Raw genomic sequence first — 17,467 nt, 5'->3', positions numbered from 1 at the left:
AGCGATGGACCTCCAAGGTCTATAATGACTTCAGACCGCATCAAAGCCTGGGATACATAAGCCCCACCCAGTTCTTACAACAACACTGCGCTAGTCCATAGTGTCTCACATGTGTTGAACTAGTACAATAGCTTGACTTAAGAAATTTAATGGCTATATAATTAAATTGCTTGTATATGTCCGGGTTTCTCGAGCTTTATAAAACTGAATAGATACCAAAGTCTGGGGGCGGTTAGATGAGCTTACTTGCCTACAAGAGGTGCGACGTAGCTTATGACGATCTATCCGATGAAGAAATAGTGGAACTTGCCCAGGAAGGCGAGCAGTTGGCTACTGAGTACTTGGTGGACAAGTATAAGAACTTCGTCAGGGCCAAGGCTAGGTCGTATTTTCTCATCGGAGCGGACAAGGAAGACATCATCCAGGAGGGGATGATCGGACTATTCAAGGCTATTCGAGATTATAAAGGTGATAAGCTTACCTCTTTTAGGGCTTTCGCAGAACTGTGTATAACCAGGCAGATTATCACTGCTATAAAGACCGCTACGCGGCAGAAGCACATTCCGCTCAATTCATACGTTTCATTGAACAAACCTATCTATGACGATGAATCGGATCGGACTTTGATGGATATCCTGGCAACTACTCGCATAACTAACCCGGAAGATATCGTAATAAGTAGGGAAGAATTTGTCTGTATCGAACAGAAGATGGGAGAAATACTGAGTTCGCTTGAATGGAAGGTCTTGATGGCCTACTTGGAAGGCAAGTCGTATCAAGAGATCGCCCTGGATCTCAAGCGGCACGTTAAGTCTATAGATAACGCTTTGCAGAGGGTTAAACGGAAATTAGAAAAGTTTTTGGAAGACAGAGAAGAAATGGAATCCTGAAAAATGCGGCGAGTTATATTCTTGACTAACCGAAAGAATGCCGTATAATATAAATGCTGAGCCGAGCTAGCTCAATGGTAGAGCAGCTGATTTGTAATCAGCAGGTTGCGGGTTCGAGTCCTGTGCTCGGCTCCAACCAGCAAAAAATGGAGGGATACCCAAGCGGCCAAAGGGGGCAGACTGTAAATCTGTTGGCACAGCCTTCGCTGGTTCGAATCCAGCTCCCTCCACCATCTGTTACAACCGAGTACTGCGCGGTTCGGAGAAAGATCAAATAAATCTTGAGATGGTCTAGCCATTGAGGCGGTCTCATCAACGTCGCGGGGTGGAGCAGCAGGTAGCTCGTCGGGCTCATAACCCGAAGGTTGCTGGTTCAAATCCAGCCCCCGCAACCAACGTGCCCATATAGCTCAGGAGGCAGAGCGTATCCTTGGTAAGGATAAGGTCACCGGTTCGAATCCGGTTATGGGCTCCATTTCATGTCTACGAATAGAGTCGTGGCGGTGTAGCTCAGCTGGCTAGAGCATGCGGTTCATACCCGCAGTGTCCGGGGTTCGAGTCCCTGCACCGCTACCAAAGCAATCAGGGAAGTGGGATAACTCACTTCCTTTATTTTATATCGTCGCTTGGTCATGACTTACTTGATCGACGTGTTCCGTGGGATAGACCGGTAAGGTGATTGATGGCTGAGAGTTTAGACGGTTGTCGGGTCAAGGTTGACAGTGATTTTGGCTTATGCTACAGTAGGATAGGCAATTTGCGATTAGGGGGTGCAGTAATGCGCGTAGGAATAACCTTAGCCTGCAGTCAGTGCAAACAACGCAACTATGTCACTACCAAGGATAAGAGAAAACATCCGGAGAAGATGGAGATACGAAAGTATTGCAGGTTCTGTAATACCCATACCCTACACAAAGAGACGAAGTAGGGCAGGTATCTCGCGGTAACAGTAAATAATTGAAGGTGTGAATACATGGTGGCTGGAGTGAAGAAGCAAGAGCAGTCCTCTCTCATGGTTCGCTGGGGGTACGTAAGGGATTACCTTAGGGGGGTTTATAACGAGCTGAAAAACGTCCATTGGCCGAACCGTAACCAGTTAGTGGCTTACACGGCAGTGGTTTTGATCTCAGTGGCTTTGGTGGCAGTAATCATATGGGCCTTTGATTTCTTATTATCCTATTTGTTGGAACTGCTTTTTAACGCTGTTCAGTAGGAGTGGTGGAGGAGGTGTCCCTTATATCCTTGGACGAGGAAAAGGAATCTAGGAATGTTGAGGTAGGGACAGACAATCCGGAAAGGCGCTGGTATGTAGTACATACCTATTCCGGTTACGAGAACAAGGTCAAGGCGAACCTCGAGAAGAGAGTAGCTTCGATGAACATGGAAAACCAGATTTTCCAGGTATTGATTCCGGAAGAGGACGAGGTCGAATACAAAGGCGGGCAGAAGAAAGTCACTAAGAAGCGCATCTTTCCGGGGTACGTTTTGGTTGAAATGATAATGACTGATGATTCTTGGGTCACGGTCAGGCATACTCCAGGAGTCACTGGATTTGTAGGCAGCGGGACCAAACCTATTCCTTTGCAGCCGCACGAGGTTCAAAAGATACTTAAGCACATGGGCATGTTGGAAACCAAGCCTAAAATCGATGTTGAAGTAGGGGAATACGTGCGGGTTAAAAGCGGTCCGTTTGAAAACTTCGAAGGCATGGTTAAGGAGATTCTGGCTGATCGGGGGAAGCTGAGGGTAAACATTTCGATGTTTGGCCGTGAGACCCCGGTGGAGTTAGATTACGAGCAGGTAGAGAAACTGTGACTTCCAGTAATTAGTATTGTGATTAGTTTTGATTCGAGGAGGTGTAGAGATGGCAAGAAAGGTTATAGGAATAGTCAAACTACAGATTCCGGCCGGGAAAGCTACGCCGGCTCCCCCTGTTGGTCCAGCTTTGGGTCAGTACGGCGTTAACATAATGGCTTTCTGCAAGGATTACAATGCTAGGACGGCCAACCAGACCGGGTTTATCATTCCGGTAGAGATTACGGTTTACGATGACCGTTCTTTTACGTTCGTCCTGAAGTCACCCCCGGCCTCGGATCTTCTGAAAAAGGCAGCTGGCATTGAGAAGGGTTCTGGGGTACCTAACCGAAACAAGGTAGCGAAGATAAGCCGGGCCAAAGTCAGAGAGATCGCCGAGCAGAAGATGCAGGACCTAAATGCCTGTGACTTGGAGGCCGCGATGAGGATGATTGAGGGAACAGCCCGTAGCATGGGAATCACCATCGAATAAGAGACCAGTGGGAGGACGTAAGTCCGAGACTACCACGAGGAGGTTTGTCCACAATGAAGAGAGGAAAGAAGTATTTGGAAGCTCTAAAGAAAATCGATCGCAATCGGCTTTATGAGCCAGGTGAAGCCCTGCAGCTGGTTAAGGAGCTGGCTAGTGCCAAGTTCGACGAGACGGTGGAGCTGTCGGTTAGGCTGGGGGTTGATCCTCGCCACGCTGATCAGCAAGTTCGGGGTACAGTTGGACTTCCGCACGGCACCGGAAAGACGAGGAGGGTATTGGTGTTTGCCAAAGGCGAAAAGGTGAAGGAAGCGGAAGAAGCAGGAGCTGATGTAGTGGGAGGAGAAGAACTGGCGGAGAAAATACGAGGAGGGTGGCTTGACTTTGACGTGGCCGTGGCTACTCCTGACATGATGGGGGTAGTTGGTAAGCTGGGTAAGATTCTCGGCCCTCGCGGGCTTATGCCGAATCCGAAGTCAGGTACGGTCACCTTTGACATAGCCCGGACTGTTAAGGAACTCAAGGCCGGGAGAATCGAATTCAGGGTGGATAAGACAGCTATCGTTCACGGTCCTATTGGTAAGGTCTCTTTCGATCTTGATAAACTGGAAGAAAACTTCGGTGCGTTTGTAGAAGCACTGATCAAGGCCAAACCGCCGGCTGCTAAAGGACAGTATTTGCGCTCCATAGCTGTTTCATCGACCATGGGCCCTGGCATTAAGATAAACCCTGTCAGTGTTATGCAAAAGGCCAGGTAACTTTCTCGAAGTTTTTGATTTGTGTAAATCCGAACTAATTTGTGTCCATCGATGGTTATTAATCTGCCACGAAAACATGCCACAGATGAACACAGATGGTCTTATGACCGAAAATCTTTCATCATTGTTAAAACGACCAGGTTTTTATTCTCTAGCGGTGACACCTGGAGGTGTCATGGGGGTCTGCATCTCATTCCTGTAACAGGGCACAATTAAATACCTGATTGACCGTAGACAGTGGGTGGCTTTTGGAGCCTTAATAGTTTGGCCCACCGAGGTCAGAGGGAAATAGGTTCAAACAGCCGGTAACCTCTGCGTCTTGGTGTCTGCGGAGGTTTTGTTTTTTTGTATGCACAGGCAAAAGGGGGTGAAAGTCGAATGCCAGATATCGAAGCCAAGAGACAGGTAGTTGACGATCTCAAGAACAGGTTTTCCAGGTCAACAGTGGCCATATTCACTGACTATCGCGGGTTAACAGTGGCTGAGATGACTGAACTACGGAACCGCCTAAGAAAAGCCGGCGTAGAGCTGAAGGTAGTCAAAAACACATTGGCCAGATTTGCTCTGCGGGAATGTGGTCTGGAAGAAGTCGAGCCTCACCTAGAGGGGCCAAACGCGGTAGTTTTCGGGTACGAGGATCCGGTCGAGCCGGCCAAAATCGTCAACGATTTCATCAAGGAGTTTAAGAAATTAGAGGTCAAAGCCGGTATACTGGACCGTAGGGTCATCAAGGCGAAGGAGATCGAGTCACTAGCTGCTCTGCCTCCCAAGGAGGTTATCATCGCCATGGTTCTAGGCGGACTTCAAGGCCCGGTACGTGGCCTGGTTTATGTATTGAACGCCAATTTGTCCGGGTTGGCTCGGGCAATAAACGCTATCAAGGAGAAAAGAGAAGCATCGTAAGCTTAAAGAATTATTAGCATAGGAGGATGAGAAAATGAGTAGGGTGCAAGAGGTAATTGAAATTATTAAGAACATGACGGTTCTGGAGCTTTCTGAGTTGGTGAAAGCTTTGGAAGAAGAGTTCGGAGTAAGTGCGGCTGCTCCAGTAGCGGTAGCGGCGGGCCCTGCAGTTGCGGCTGCTCCGGCGGAAGCGGAAGAGGAGCAGACTGAATTCGACGTGATACTTACCAGTTCCGGCGACAAAAAGGTTAATGTAATCAAGGTTGTGCGCGAACTAACCGGACTGGGGTTGAAAGAATCCAAGGCTCTAGTAGACGAAGCTCCGAAGCCGATAAAGGAAAAGGTTTCAAAGGAGGAAGCAGAAGCCATCAAAGCTAAAATTGAGGAAGCCGGAGGAACGGTTGAGATCAAGTAGATATTAAAGGACTGACGGCGCCAAGATTAAGAAGTACCGTAGAATTGCTAGCCAGACCCCCATAACACCAAGGTGTGATGGGGGTCTGTGTCAATGAATAGCTTGTATTAGGAACCAGTTAGAATCCGGTCACAGCTAGGGTTTTTGGGAATGCTTTTTGTTAGATTCTTTCTGGAGGGATCGAATTGACGGGTAGGTATCTTATTTTTATTGGACTGTGCTTGGTAGGGGCATTGTTGTTTACTGTGCTTTTTTTCCTCAAACAACTGCGAAAAACGGAGCGTCTGATTGAAGAATTGGAGTCAGGTGAACTGGAGGAAGAAGAGGAGAAAGAGAACATCAATTCTTTACATTACTAGATGTTGGTATCTTCGCTTTGCCCGTCGAGTTTCTGCAACTTTGTTGTTTAGAAATCTTGACTCCAGGTGGTACATATGGTAACATTAACAATTGCCATTCGTAGGAGTTAACTGCAAGTTTCTGTGTGCGCTGGGAAATGGAAAGCAGTTAAATCAGCTAATAGACGAGACAGGTTCGAAGAAGCGAGGTTAGTTTGCAGACCTTGCTTTTAACTCTTTTAGGAATACAACGACGAGGGGTGAAGTCCGTAAATGGAAAGGGCAGTAAAATACGGCCGCCGCGAACGCGTCAGTTATTCATCTATCCAGGAGGTCATGGAACTCCCTGATTTGATTGAGGTCCAGAAAAAATCATACCAGTGGTTTTTAGAGACGGGGTTGCGGGAGGCTTTGCAAGAGGTCTTCCCTATAGAGGATTTCACCGGTAATTTACAACTTGATTTCATCGACTACACTCTTGGCGAGCCCAAATACGAAGTGCAGGAATGCAGAGAAAGGGACGTAAGTTATCAGGCGCCCTTGAAGCTCCGGGTACGGTTAACCGACAAAGAGAACGGCGAAATCAGGGAATCGGAAGTCTATATGGGAGATCTTCCTATTATGACGGACAAAGGGACGTTTATTATTAACGGTGCGGAACGGGTAGTCGTCAGCCAGCTTGTTAAGTCTCCTGGGGTGTATTTCAACGATCGGGTAGATATCACTGGAAAAACGTTGTACGGGGCAACCATTATTCCTAATCGCGGGGCCTGGTTTGAGCTGGAAATGGACAGCTCCGGAGCAGTCTATACCAGGATTGATAAGACGCGGAAAATACCCGTTACCGTGCTTTTGCGGGCGTTAGGGTATCCCACCAACGAAGATATACTCGCTTTGTTCAACAACGACGAGACGATAATTAAGACTTTGGAAAAAGACACCACCACTAACCGGGAAGAAGCTTTGATCGAGTTTTATCGCCGGCTGCGACCCGGTGAATTGGCTACCGTCGACGGTGCCGAACAGCTGCTTCACAATCTTTTCTTTGATCCGCGTCGCTACGACTTGGCCGCGGTCGGTAGGTACAAGATTAACAGGAAACTAAACCTCGATACTCCTGACGACATCAGGTGTCTACAACCGCGGGACATTATCGCTACTATCAGTTACTTATTGGGCCTAGTTCGGGGTGAAGGCAAGACCGACATTATCGACCATTTAGGGAACAGGCGTTTGCGCTCGGTTGGGGAACTTCTTCAGAACCAGTTTCGAACTGGATTGGTCCGGATGGAAAGGGTAGTCAAGGAAAGGATGTCAATTCACGACGTGGAGGCACTTACTCCGCAGGTTCTCATCAACATCAGACCGATTACCGCAGTAGTCAAAGAATTCTTTGGTAGCTCCCAGTTATCTCAATTCATGGACCAGACTAATCCTTTAGCCGAGCTTACCCACAAGCGAAGGCTCAGCGCATTGGGGCCAGGAGGTCTGACCAGGGAACGGGCCGGTTTCCAGGTCAGAGACGTGCACCATTCTCACTATGGCCGCATTTGTCCGATTGAGACGCCTGAAGGTCCCAATATAGGCCTAATAGGGTCTTTGTCCACTTATGCGCGGGTAAACCGTTTTGGTTTCATTGAGACGCCTTACCGCAAAGTGGACAAGGAGAAACACAGGGTAACTGACGAGATACACTACCTGTCTGCTAGCGAGGAAGAAGAATACATCATAGCTCAAGCCAACTCACCGGTTGATTCCGAAGGGTATTTCCTGACCGACAGGGTTATCGCCCGGTACGGTTCTGAGATCATAGAGGTCGGAGTGGAGAGAGTAGATTACATGGACGTTTCTCCCAAGCAAGTATTCAGTGTAGCCACTTCTCTTATCCCATTCTTAGAGCACGACGATGCTAATCGGGCTTTGATGGGCGCTAACATGCAAAGGCAGGCGGTGCCTCTTATCCGTACTGAGGCTCCCGTAGTCGGTACTGGATTAGAGTATAGAGCGGCGAAAGACTCGGGAGCGGTTGTGGTCGCCAAGAAAGGAGGCACAGTTAAAAAGGTATCGGCCAATTTCATACAGATATTGAATGATGACGGCGAGGTCGATACTTACCATCTTCTCAAGTTTATCCGTTCTAATCACGGTACCTGCATCAATCAGCGGCCTATAGTATCGGCAGGGCAAAGGGTTGAAGCGGATGAAATAATCGCCGATGGACCGGCAACAGACCAGGGCGAGCTGGCTTTGGGACGAAACGTGATGGTGGCGTTTATGCCCTGGGAAGGCTACAATTTCGAGGATGCTATCCTGATTTCAGAGAAACTAGTAATGGAAGATGTTTTTACCTCTATCCACATTGAAGAGTACGAGTGTGAAGCCCGAGACACCAAGCTAGGGCCGGAAGAGATAACTCGTGACATACCAAATGTCTCTGAGGATATGTTGAAAAACCTTGATGAAAGAGGCGTTATCCGGGTCGGAGCAGAGGTAAGGGCAGATGATATTCTGGTAGGAAAAGTCACTCCTAAAGGAGAAACCGAGCTTACCCCAGAAGAGAGACTGCTTCGGGCGATTTTTGGCGAAAAAGCGCGCGAAGTCAGAGATTCTTCCTTGCGAGTACCGCACGGGGAGTCTGGCAAAGTAGTTGATGTCAAGGTTTTTTCACGTGAAGCTGGAGATGAATTGGCTCCAGGAGTGAATCAACTGGTCAGGGTGTACGTAGCGCAGAAACGTAAGATATCCGAAGGTGACAAGATGGCGGGGCGTCACGGTAACAAGGGTGTCATTTCTCGGATATTGCCCGTAGAAGACATGCCTTACTTGCCTGACGGGACTCCGGTAGAGATAGTGCTGAACCCTTTGGGCGTGCCTTCGCGTATGAACATCGGTCAGGTACTTGAGTGTCACCTGGGATTGGTAGCCAAGACCTTAGGCTTTAATGTGGCCAGCCCAGTATTTGACGGGGCAACAGAGGAGCTTATTTTTAGGAAGTTCGTGGAGGCCGGTTTACCTCCCGAAGGAAAGGCTCAACTTTACGATGGAAGGACAGGGGAACCGTTTGATAACAAGGTTACGGTCGGGTATGTTTACATGATGAAACTGGCTCACCTGGTCGATGACAAGATTCACGCTCGCTCAATCGGTCCTTATTCTCTGGTCACCCAGCAACCTCTTGGCGGGAAAGCGCAGTTTGGGGGGCAGCGCTTCGGAGAGATGGAGGTGTGGGCTCTAGAAGCTTACGGGGCGTCCTACACCTTGCAGGAGATACTCACGGTAAAATCAGACGATGTGGTTGGGCGCTTGAAGACGTACGAGTCTATCGTCAAAGGCGAGAATATTCCAGAGCCTGGAGTACCAGAATCCTTCAAGGTTTTGATAAAAGAACTCCAGAGTTTGTGTCTGGATGTCCGTATACTTTCAGAAGAAGACCGGGAAATAGAGATTCAGGAGTCTGACCATAGCCTGAATGAAGAAGAGAGGGCTAGAGACCTGGGATTCGATATTCCTGCTATAGCTCGACCAAAACGACAAGACGTAGCAAAGACGGGACTGGACCAGGACGGACAAGACGAAGACGATCTTTTTGTTGATACGGAAACGGACGGCTACCAGGAAGACGGTGATTACTTGGATGAGGACCTTCCAGAGCATGATGACGATTTCGATTTAGATTAGTGGCCTTTTTGTGGAGAAGGCCAGGTTTATCTTCTGAGAAGGGAGAGACGAAGTTTGCTGGATGTTAACAATTTTGAGCGTATCCGGATATCACTGGCTTCCCCAGAAAAAATTCGTTCTTGGAGTAGTGGTGAAGTAAAGAAGCCCGAAACCATAAATTACCGTACCTTGAGGCCAGAAAAAGAAGGACTGTTTTGTGAGAAAATATTCGGCCCAGTAAAGGATTGGGAGTGTCACTGTGGCAAGTATAAGAGAGTCAGGCACAAGGGTATTGTTTGCGATCGTTGCGGGGTAGAAGTGACTACTTCGAAAGTCCGGCGCGAGCGTTTGGGACATATCGAACTAGCAGCTCCGGTGTCTCATATCTGGTACCTTAAAGGCATACCCAGCCGTATGGGTCTCCTATTAGATCTGTCACCGAAAGTATTAGAAAAGGTCATTTATTTTGTGAATTATATTGTCTTGGATCCAGGTGATACACCGCTTTTACGAAAACAGCTCTTGAACGAGCGGGAGTACCGCGAGCTCAAAGAAAAATACGAGGGCAAGTTCAGGGTCGGCATTGGGGCAGAGGCTGTAAAGGAGTTACTGGAGGCCGTTGACCTGGACGAGCTGTCAAGAGAACTTAAGGAAGAGATAAGTATTTCCACGGGGCAGAGACGAAGCAGGGCTATTAAACGCCTAGAAGTGGTAGAAGCTTTTCGCATGTCGGGCAATCGCCCGGAATGGATGATACTGGAGGTGTTGCCGGTTATTCCGCCCGAGCTTCGGCCAATGGTGCAGTTGGACGGGGGCAGGTTTGCGACTTCCGACCTAAACGACCTGTATCGCCGGGTGATTAACCGTAATAACCGGCTTAAGCGTTTGCTAGACTTAGGAGCTCCCGACATCATAGTCCGCAATGAAAAGCGGATGTTGCAGGAAGCGGTAGATGCGCTCATCGATAACGGACGCCGGGGAAGGGCTGTAACTGGTCCGGGTAACCGTCCTCTTAAATCGCTGAGCGATATGCTGAAAGGTAAGCAGGGACGGTTCAGGCAGAACCTGTTAGGTAAGAGGGTAGACTATTCCGGACGTTCGGTCATCGTGGTGGGACCGAATCTCAAGATGCACCAGTGCGGGTTACCGAAAGAGATGGCTTTGGAATTGTTCAAACCTTTCGTGATGAAAAAACTGGTGGACAAAGGCATGGCCTCCAACATTAAGAGTGCGAAGAAGATGGTTGAAAGAGGAAGGGACGAGGTATGGGATATCCTTGACGACGTTATTAAGGAACACCCCGTACTCTTGAACCGGGCTCCTACCCTCCACCGCCTCGGTATCCAAGCTTTTGAGCCGGTGCTGGTGGAGGGACGCGCTTTGCAGATACACCCGTTGGTTTGTACGGCCTATAACGCCGACTTTGACGGTGACCAGATGGCGGTTCACGTACCACTGTCAGCCGAAGCTCAGGCCGAAGCCAGATTGCTGATGCTTTCTAGCGGAAACATTCTTAACCCCAAGGACGGCCGTCCGGTCGTTACTCCCACCCAGGACGTGGTCATCGGGTGTTATTACCTGACCTTGACTCGGGAAGGAGAAAAAGGAGAAGGTCGACATTTCTCTTCACCGGAAGAAGCCAGGATGGCTTATGAAATGGGACACATTGGCCTGCACGCTAGTATCTATGTCAGGATGAAGAATGGGAAAAAGATGAAGACCACGGTTGGCAGGATAATATTCAACGAGACCATCCCCGAGGAGCTTGGCTATCTGAACCAAGTGGTGGGCAAGAAAGAGCTCGGTGATCTGGTTTATAACTGCTATCGCAAATTAGGCAACGACATTACAGCTCGAATGCTTGACGGGATAAAGTCGGTTGGATATACATTTGCCACACGGGCCGGCATCACGGTGGGTGTTACCGATTTTCAGACCCCGGATGCCAAGGCGGGGATACTAGCAGAAGCCGACCAAAAGGTAAGTGAAATAGAAGAAAACTACCAGGCTGGTCTAATAACCGAGGAGGAAAGGCATTCCTTGGTGGTCGACGTTTGGAGCGAAGCGACAGACCGGGTCACAGAAGCCCTCAAACAACAGTTAGCTGAGGATAACCCGGTGTATATGATGGCTATTTCCGGAGCCCGCGGTAATTTTCAGCAGATACGACAACTAGCGGGGATGCGGGGCCTGATGGCGGATCCCTCAGGTAAAATAATAGACCTGCCGATAAAGGCTAACTTCCGGGAAGGGCTGACCGTACTCGAGTACTTTACCTCAACTCACGGAGCGAGGAAGGGCTTAGCCGACACCGCCTTGCGTACAGCTGACTCCGGTTACCTGACGCGGAGATTGGTCGACGTTTCTCAAGATGTGATCATCAGAGAGGGAGATTGTGGTACCCATGAAGGTATCGTAGTTTCACAGATCACGGAAGGAACCGAAGTAATAGAAAAATTGGAAGAGAGGATAATCGGCAGGGTAGCGGTAGACGATATCATTCATCCCGAAACTGGCGAGGTTTTAGTTCGAGAAAACGAAGAAATCGATGAAGAGTCAGCCGAGCGAATAATCAAGGCGGGTATTACCAGTGTTAAGATCAGATCTGCTCTTACCTGTAAGACCAGGCACGGGGTTTGCCAGAAGTGCTACGGGCGCAACCTGGCTACCGGTTACCAGGTTGAGATTGGAGAATCAGTCGGGATCCTAGCAGCACAATCGATCGGAGAGCCTGGGACCCAGTTAACGATGCGTACCTTCCACACCGGAGGGGTAGCGGGGGATGACATTACCCGCGGTCTGCCTCGGGTAGAAGAGTTGTTTGAAGCTAGGAAACCCAAGGGACAGGCGGTTGTTACCGAGGTCTCCGGTTCAGTGAGGATTGTGGACAATAAGGGAAGAAGAGAGGTACAAATTGTCAACGCTGAGGGGGAGGTCCTAGCAGCTTACCCGGCTCATTATGGTTCCCGTTTGAAGGTTCAAGACGGCGACGTAGTGGAACCCGGAGATGAATTGACCGAAGGGCCTCTTAATCCCCATGATATTTTAAGAACCAAAGGGCTGAGGGCAGTTCAGGCGTATCTCCTACACGAAGTGCAGAAGGTATATCGCCTTCAAGGGGTGGATATCAGCGACAAGCATATAGAAATAATGATCAGGCAAATGCTAAAGAAGGTTAAAGTAGAGGAAGCCGGTGATACTAATTTATTGCCTGGGGCTTATGTCGACGTTGCTGATTTTGAAGAAGAGAACCGTCGGGTGTTTGAGAAAAACAAGGGTCTCCCTGCTGTGGCCAAACCAATGCTTTTAGGGATTACCAAGGCTTCTCTCAACACGGATTCCTTCTTGTCGGCGGCTTCTTTCCAAGAAACGACCAAGGTTTTAACCGAGGCAGCGATAAAAGGCAAGGTAGACAGCCTCATAGGGTTGAAGGAAAACGTGATCATAGGCAAGCTTATTCCGGCCGGAACCGGGTATGCCAAATACCGCAATCTTGTGGTCGAGGAGGCAGAACAAACCGAGTCCGGCAATTGACTGTGAGTAAGTCAGGTGCTAAAATGTTTAAGTGCGCGAAGTACGATCAGCTCCGCCGTTTAGCTGTTGGCTAGCACGAAGGGGGAGTCGGGATTGTCCTGGGATGACCTCAAGAAAGCCAAGAAAATAGTAGGAACCAAGCAGGTGGCCAAAGCGGTGGAAAAAGGTATTGTGCGCAAAGTCTATGTAGCCAAAGATGCTGATCAACATATCACTGCCCCTTTGCTCAGACTTTGTGAGGAACGGGGAATTCAAATCGAGTTTGTGGACTCTATGCTGGGGTTAGGTCGAGCCTGCGGACTGAATGTGGGGGCAGCATCTTGCGGCATACTTTCCCAATAGAAATTGAAGGGAGGTGGCTGGGTGACCACAATTAATCAGCTTGTTAGAAGAGGTAGACAACAGGTTGTCAAGAAATCGACGGCTCCGGCCCTGAAGGGCAACCCGCAGAAACGGGGGGTCTGTACCAGGGTTTATACTACTACTCCTAAGAAGCCTAATTCTGCCCTGCGAAAAGTCGCAAGGGTGAGATTAACCAACGGGATAGAGGTAACCGCGTATATACCGGGGATAGGACACAACCTCCAAGAACACTCGGTAGTACTGATTCGCGGGGGCAGGGTCAAGGACCTGCCAGGAGTTAGGTATCATATAATCCGCGGAGCCTTGGACAGTTCCGGGGTCCAGAACCGGAACCAGGGGCGTTCTAAATATGGTACCAAGAGGCCAAAAGTCAAGAAATAGAAGGGAGGTAAACCATGCCTAGAAAAGGGCCGGTCCCCAAACGGGATGTCCTGCCTGACCCTATTTATCACAGTAAGGTTTTCACAAAGCTGGTAAACCAGGTTATGTGGGATGGAAAAAAGAGTCTAGCAGAAAAAACTTGTTATGGCGCCTTCGAGATAATAGAGAAGAAGACCGGTAAACCGGCTATCGAAGTCTTTGAAGAAGCACTGAAGAATTTGATGCCGGTCTTGGAGGTTCGCCCTCGGCGGGTAGGAGGTGCCAACTACCAGGTGCCGGTAGAAGTCCGACCGGAACGCCGTCAGACCCTGGCTATCAGGTGGCTGGTTAACTATGCGCGTAACCGGGGAGAAAAGACCATGATGCAGCGGCTGGCGGGTGAAATCTTAGACGCTTACAACAATACAGGTGGAGCTATAAAGAAGAAAGAAGACACCCACAAGATGGCGGAAGCCAACAAGGCATTTGCCCATTACCGCTGGTAGAGCTTTTCCCGTTTATGGGAGGTAGCAGCGTGAGCGATGCACATGAGTTAGAGAACACTCGCAATATAGGTATAATGGCCCATATCGATGCTGGCAAGACCACAACCACCGAGCGTATCCTTTTTTACACGGGAAGGGTGCACCGGATGGGAGAAGTGGACAAGGGAACCGCGACCATGGATTGGATGATTCAAGAACAGGAACGCGGCATTACCATAACATCAGCGGCCACCTCCTGTTATTGGAAAGGGCGGCGGATCAACATTATTGACACGCCAGGCCATGTGGACTTTACGGTTGAGGTAGAACGCTCGCTCAGAATACTGGATGGGGCAATAGCCATATTCTGCGCCGTAGCGGGGGTGCAACCCCAGTCGGAAACCGTGTGGCGGCAGGCGGACAGGTATAGGGTGCCTCGAATAGCCTACATCAACAAAATGGACCGGATCGGAGCCGATTTTTTTCGGGTGCTCGAAATGATCAACCGCAACCTAGGGCAAAAAGCGTGTGCGATTCAACTGCCTATTGGTGTTGAAGACAGCTTTATTGGGATTATCGACCTGGTCCGAATGAAGGCTTACACCTACCATGACGAAATGGGTTTGGATATCAGAGAGAGGGAGTTAACCGGCGAAGAGAAAGACCAGGCGCTGCAATGGCGAACGCGTCTAATAGAATTCTTGGCTGAGAAAGACGAGAATGTCTTAGAAAGATATTTAGAAGGGCAAGAAATTTCCGAGGTCGAACTCGTTACAGCCATACGTCAGCAGACTTTGGTTAATGAATTGGTGCCGGTATTGTGCGGATCTTCCTTTAGAAACAGGGGAGTCCAGTTTCTGCTGGACGCAGTCGTAGAATATTTACCGTCTCCTCTTGACATCCCGCCGGTGTCAGGTGTAGACCCGGTAACGGGAGAAAAGGCTGTGCGAGCGGCCAGTACAGAAGAACCTTTTAGTGCTCTCAGCTTTAAGATTACAGTGGATCCTTATGTAGGTAAACTGACGTATTTTCGTGTATACTCGGGGGTGGTGAAGACAGGGAGCCTGGTATATAATGTTAGGAAAGGCCGAAAAGAACGTTTAAGTCGCATTTTGAGAATGCACGCTAACCATCGAGAAGAGGTGGCTGAGGCCTCAGCCGGTGATATAGTGGCTGGGGTAGGGCTGAAGGAAACGACTACCGGAGATACGCTGAGCGATGAAAAGTGTCCTATACTTCTAGAAGCCATGACTTTTCCGGAACCGGTCATTTCTGTGGCCATTGAACCAAAGACCAAAGCAGACGAAGAGAGAATCAGCGAAGCTCTCCAGCGCCTAGCCGAAGAAGACCCTACTTTTAAGACCTTCATAGACCCGGAAACAGGGCAAAGCATTATTTCTGGTATGGGCGAACTGCATCTGGAGGTAATCGTTGACAGGTTGGTAAGGGAGTTCAAGGTAAATGCCAACGTAGGCAGGCCCCAAGTGTCCTATAAGGAGACTATTAAGGGGACAGGCAGAGGGGAAGGCAAATTTATCAGGCAATCCGGTGGCCGTGGGCAGTACGGGCACGTATTGCTACAGGTAAGCCCGCTGGCTCAGGGTGAGGGATTCAGATTTATCGATGCTACCAGTGGAGGGGTTGTACCCAAGGAATTTATTCCGGCGATTGAGGCCGGAATAAGAGAGGCCATGGAGGCTGGAATAATGGCGGGTTATCCGGTGGTAGATGTCGAAGTCAAACTCATCGGGGGTTCATACCATGAGGTGGATTCGAGCGAGATAGCCTTTAAGGTTGCGGCGTCGATGGCGTTCAAAGATTCTTTGGATAAGGCCGGGCCTGTTCTACTCGAACCTGTAATGGATATTGAGATAGTTGTTCCCGAGGAACATACTGGCGATGCTATTAGCGACCTCAATGCCAGGAGAGGCAGGGTGTTAGGACTCGAGGAGAACAAGGGAATCAGAACCATTAGGGGATATGTACCCCTGTCCGAGATGTTCGGATATGCGACCGATCTCAGATCCCTGACCCAGGGTCGGGGGACTTTCACCATGCAGTTTTCGCACTACGAGGAAGTTCCAGAGTATAAGACCAAGGAGATTATAGCCAGGCGATACGGCTTGCCTAATTAAATTTAAAAACACTTTAAGAAAGGAAAGGTGAACAAACCAATGGCTAAAGCGAAGTTTGAAAGGACAAAACCTCATGTTAACGTCGGTACTATTGGGCACATTGACCATGGGAAAACGACTTTAACGGCGGCTATTACTGTGTGTCTTTCCAAAGTCGGTAAGGCAAAAGCTACTAGCTATGAAGAAATCGATAAAGCTCCGGAAGAAAGGGAAAGAGGCATCACCATCAACACCGCTCACGTCGAGTACGAAACCGACAAGCGGCACTATGCTCACGTGGATTGTCCTGGGCATGCCGACTACATCAAGAACATGATTACAGGAGCTGCCCAGATGGACGGGGCTATTCTAGTAGTATCGGCGGCCGATGGACCCATGCCGCAGACCCGGGAGCATATTATTTTGGCTAGGCAGGTACAGGTGCCGTATATCGTAGTATTCATGAACAAGGTCGATATGGTAGACGATGAAGAGCTGCTTGAACTGGTGGAAATGGAAGTTCGCGACCTGCTTAACGAATACGGTTTTCCCGGCGATGATATACCGGTAGTCAAAGGGTCTGCTTTGAAAGCCCTGGAATGCGGGTGCGGCAGTCGGGAATGCGAGTGGTGCTCCAAGATATGGGAGTTGATGGACGCGGTAGACGATTATGTACCGCTGCCTGAAAGAGACATTGACAAGCCTTTCTTGATGCCGATTGAGGACGTATTCACGATTACCGGAAGAGGTACAGTGACGACCGGCAGAGTGGAGAGAGGTACTGTTAAAGTGGGCGACGAAGTCGAGATAATCGGTTTGAGAGACGAGACTCGCAAGACCGTCGTTACCGGTGTAGAAATGTTCCGCAAGATACTGGACTTTGCTCAAGCCGGTGACAACATCGGGACTTTGCTCAGGGGTGTTGACCGGAAAGAAGTGGAGCGGGGGATGGTTCTGGCGAAGCCGGGTTCCATTAAGCCGCATACCAAGTTTAACGCCGAGGTTTATGTTTTGACCAAAGAAGAAGGTGGCAGACATACCCCGTTCTTTGACGGGTACCGCCCGCAGTTTTATTTCCGTACTACCGACGTTACCGGTAGCATTCGGTTGCCCGAAGGGGTAGAAATGGTTATGCCGGGCGATAATGTTCAGATGACCATAGAGTTGATCACACCCATCGCTATCGAAGAAGGGCTCCGTTTCGCGATTAGAGAAGGCGGTCGTACCGTAGGCGCTGGTGTGGTAACTTCTGTTATCGAATAACTGGGTTCAAAGGTCTGGTCGGAAATCTAACCAGGAGCATGTCCCCGGTTAGGAGAAGGTAAGGCTTTTGCCGTATAGCGGGGGATGTGCTGCCTGGTAGCAA

General features: G+C 49.4%; 16 protein-coding genes, 5 tRNA genes and 1 other annotated feature. All 21 genes read left to right on the top strand.

The window, feature by feature from the left end; genetic code table 11:
• Positions 1-236: 236 nt before the first annotated feature.
• Positions 237-890 carry an RNA polymerase sporulation sigma factor SigH gene (sigH, locus tag HPY90_RS05475; protein WP_013176397.1) on the top strand — a complete coding sequence of 218 codons (654 nt, stop codon included), beginning with the start codon at positions 237-239 and terminating at the stop codon, positions 888-890.
• A gap of 60 nt (positions 891-950) precedes the next feature.
• Positions 951-1,025: transfer RNA gene (locus HPY90_RS05470), tRNA-Thr, on the top strand.
• A 13-nt stretch (positions 1,026-1,038) separates the two neighbouring features.
• Positions 1,039-1,123, top strand: a tRNA-Tyr gene (locus tag HPY90_RS05465).
• Positions 1,124-1,209: 86 nt separating this feature from the next.
• Positions 1,210-1,285 (top strand) — tRNA-Met (locus tag HPY90_RS05460).
• Between the two features lie 4 nt (positions 1,286-1,289).
• Positions 1,290-1,365 (top strand) — tRNA-Thr (locus tag HPY90_RS05455).
• 24 nt (positions 1,366-1,389) lie between these two features.
• Positions 1,390-1,466: transfer RNA gene (locus HPY90_RS05450), tRNA-Met, on the top strand.
• Between the two features lie 202 nt (positions 1,467-1,668).
• The gene (gene rpmG, locus HPY90_RS05445) at positions 1,669-1,818 is read left to right on the top strand and encodes a 50S ribosomal protein L33 (protein ID WP_041433057.1); all 150 of its coding nucleotides are present in this window, start codon (positions 1,669-1,671) and stop codon (positions 1,816-1,818) included.
• A 45-nt stretch (positions 1,819-1,863) separates the two neighbouring features.
• Positions 1,864-2,103 (top strand): preprotein translocase subunit SecE, encoded by a 240-nt coding sequence (secE, locus tag HPY90_RS05440; protein WP_287192074.1) that lies wholly within the window; start codon positions 1,864-1,866, stop codon positions 2,101-2,103.
• Positions 2,104-2,126: 23 nt separating this feature from the next.
• The gene (gene nusG / locus HPY90_RS05435; RefSeq protein ID WP_423218590.1) at positions 2,127-2,705 is read left to right on the top strand and encodes a transcription termination/antitermination protein NusG; all 579 of its coding nucleotides are present in this window, start codon (positions 2,127-2,129) and stop codon (positions 2,703-2,705) included.
• Between the two features lie 49 nt (positions 2,706-2,754).
• Positions 2,755-3,177 carry a 50S ribosomal protein L11 gene (rplK, locus tag HPY90_RS05430; protein WP_013176393.1) on the top strand — a complete coding sequence of 141 codons (423 nt, stop codon included), beginning with the start codon at positions 2,755-2,757 and terminating at the stop codon, positions 3,175-3,177.
• Between the two features lie 53 nt (positions 3,178-3,230).
• Positions 3,231-3,932: a 50S ribosomal protein L1 gene (gene rplA / locus HPY90_RS05425; protein ID WP_013176392.1), complete on the top strand. Its 702-nt coding sequence runs from the start codon at positions 3,231-3,233 to the stop codon at positions 3,930-3,932.
• 210 nt (positions 3,933-4,142) lie between these two features.
• Positions 4,143-4,282 (top strand) — a sequence feature (ribosomal protein L10 leader region).
• A 28-nt stretch (positions 4,283-4,310) separates the two neighbouring features.
• A complete protein-coding gene (gene rplJ, locus HPY90_RS05420; RefSeq protein WP_287192071.1) occupies positions 4,311-4,835 on the top strand; it encodes a 50S ribosomal protein L10 in 525 nt (174 codons plus the stop codon).
• A gap of 34 nt (positions 4,836-4,869) precedes the next feature.
• Positions 4,870-5,250 (top strand): 50S ribosomal protein L7/L12, encoded by a 381-nt coding sequence (rplL, locus tag HPY90_RS05415; RefSeq protein ID WP_013176390.1) that lies wholly within the window; start codon positions 4,870-4,872, stop codon positions 5,248-5,250.
• A 185-nt stretch (positions 5,251-5,435) separates the two neighbouring features.
• On the top strand, positions 5,436-5,609 hold the full coding sequence (locus HPY90_RS05410) for a hypothetical protein (protein ID WP_287192069.1): 174 nt from the start codon (positions 5,436-5,438) through the stop codon (positions 5,607-5,609).
• A gap of 252 nt (positions 5,610-5,861) precedes the next feature.
• Positions 5,862-9,266, top strand: coding sequence for a DNA-directed RNA polymerase subunit beta (gene rpoB / locus HPY90_RS05405; protein ID WP_287192067.1), 3,405 nt, complete (start codon positions 5,862-5,864; stop codon positions 9,264-9,266).
• 54 nt (positions 9,267-9,320) lie between these two features.
• Positions 9,321-12,779 (top strand): DNA-directed RNA polymerase subunit beta', encoded by a 3,459-nt coding sequence (rpoC, locus tag HPY90_RS05400; protein ID WP_287192065.1) that lies wholly within the window; start codon positions 9,321-9,323, stop codon positions 12,777-12,779.
• Positions 12,780-12,872: 93 nt separating this feature from the next.
• The gene (locus HPY90_RS05395) at positions 12,873-13,121 is read left to right on the top strand and encodes a ribosomal L7Ae/L30e/S12e/Gadd45 family protein (RefSeq protein WP_273699339.1); all 249 of its coding nucleotides are present in this window, start codon (positions 12,873-12,875) and stop codon (positions 13,119-13,121) included.
• A 21-nt stretch (positions 13,122-13,142) separates the two neighbouring features.
• Positions 13,143-13,523, top strand: coding sequence for a 30S ribosomal protein S12 (rpsL, locus tag HPY90_RS05390; protein ID WP_273699340.1), 381 nt, complete (start codon positions 13,143-13,145; stop codon positions 13,521-13,523).
• A gap of 14 nt (positions 13,524-13,537) precedes the next feature.
• The gene (gene rpsG, locus HPY90_RS05385) at positions 13,538-14,008 is read left to right on the top strand and encodes a 30S ribosomal protein S7 (RefSeq protein WP_273699341.1); all 471 of its coding nucleotides are present in this window, start codon (positions 13,538-13,540) and stop codon (positions 14,006-14,008) included.
• A 29-nt stretch (positions 14,009-14,037) separates the two neighbouring features.
• Positions 14,038-16,122, top strand: a complete 2,085-nt coding sequence (gene fusA / locus HPY90_RS05380; protein ID WP_287192061.1) for an elongation factor G — start codon at positions 14,038-14,040, stop codon at positions 16,120-16,122.
• A gap of 39 nt (positions 16,123-16,161) precedes the next feature.
• Positions 16,162-17,364, top strand: a complete 1,203-nt coding sequence (tuf, locus tag HPY90_RS05375) for an elongation factor Tu (protein WP_287192059.1) — start codon at positions 16,162-16,164, stop codon at positions 17,362-17,364.
• Positions 17,365-17,467: the final 103 nt, after the last annotated feature.

The organism is Syntrophothermus sp., assembly GCF_013314835.1.
GTDB lineage: Bacteria > Bacillota > Syntrophomonadia > Syntrophomonadales > Syntrophothermaceae > Syntrophothermus > Syntrophothermus lipocalidus.
The sequence above is the reverse complement of the archived record's forward strand: the minus strand, read 5'-3'. Positions and strand labels throughout refer to the sequence as shown.

What these genes read in the sequence shown, in the direction of transcription:
- sigH (WP_013176397.1), top strand. Translation starts at nt 237, where the DNA reads ATGAGCTTACTTGCCTACAAGAGGTGCGACGTAGCTTATGACGATCTA.
- rpmG (WP_041433057.1), top strand. Translation starts at nt 1,669, where the DNA reads ATGCGCGTAGGAATAACCTTAGCCTGCAGTCAGTGCAAACAACGCAAC.
- secE (WP_287192074.1), top strand. Translation starts at nt 1,864, where the DNA reads ATGGTGGCTGGAGTGAAGAAGCAAGAGCAGTCCTCTCTCATGGTTCGC.
- rplK (WP_013176393.1), top strand. Translation starts at nt 2,755, where the DNA reads ATGGCAAGAAAGGTTATAGGAATAGTCAAACTACAGATTCCGGCCGGG.
- rplA (WP_013176392.1), top strand. Translation starts at nt 3,231, where the DNA reads ATGAAGAGAGGAAAGAAGTATTTGGAAGCTCTAAAGAAAATCGATCGC.
- rplJ (WP_287192071.1), top strand. Translation starts at nt 4,311, where the DNA reads ATGCCAGATATCGAAGCCAAGAGACAGGTAGTTGACGATCTCAAGAAC.
- rplL (WP_013176390.1), top strand. Translation starts at nt 4,870, where the DNA reads ATGAGTAGGGTGCAAGAGGTAATTGAAATTATTAAGAACATGACGGTT.
- rpoB (WP_287192067.1), top strand. Translation starts at nt 5,862, where the DNA reads ATGGAAAGGGCAGTAAAATACGGCCGCCGCGAACGCGTCAGTTATTCA.
- rpsG (WP_273699341.1), top strand. Translation starts at nt 13,538, where the DNA reads ATGCCTAGAAAAGGGCCGGTCCCCAAACGGGATGTCCTGCCTGACCCT.
- tuf (WP_287192059.1), top strand. Translation starts at nt 16,162, where the DNA reads ATGGCTAAAGCGAAGTTTGAAAGGACAAAACCTCATGTTAACGTCGGT.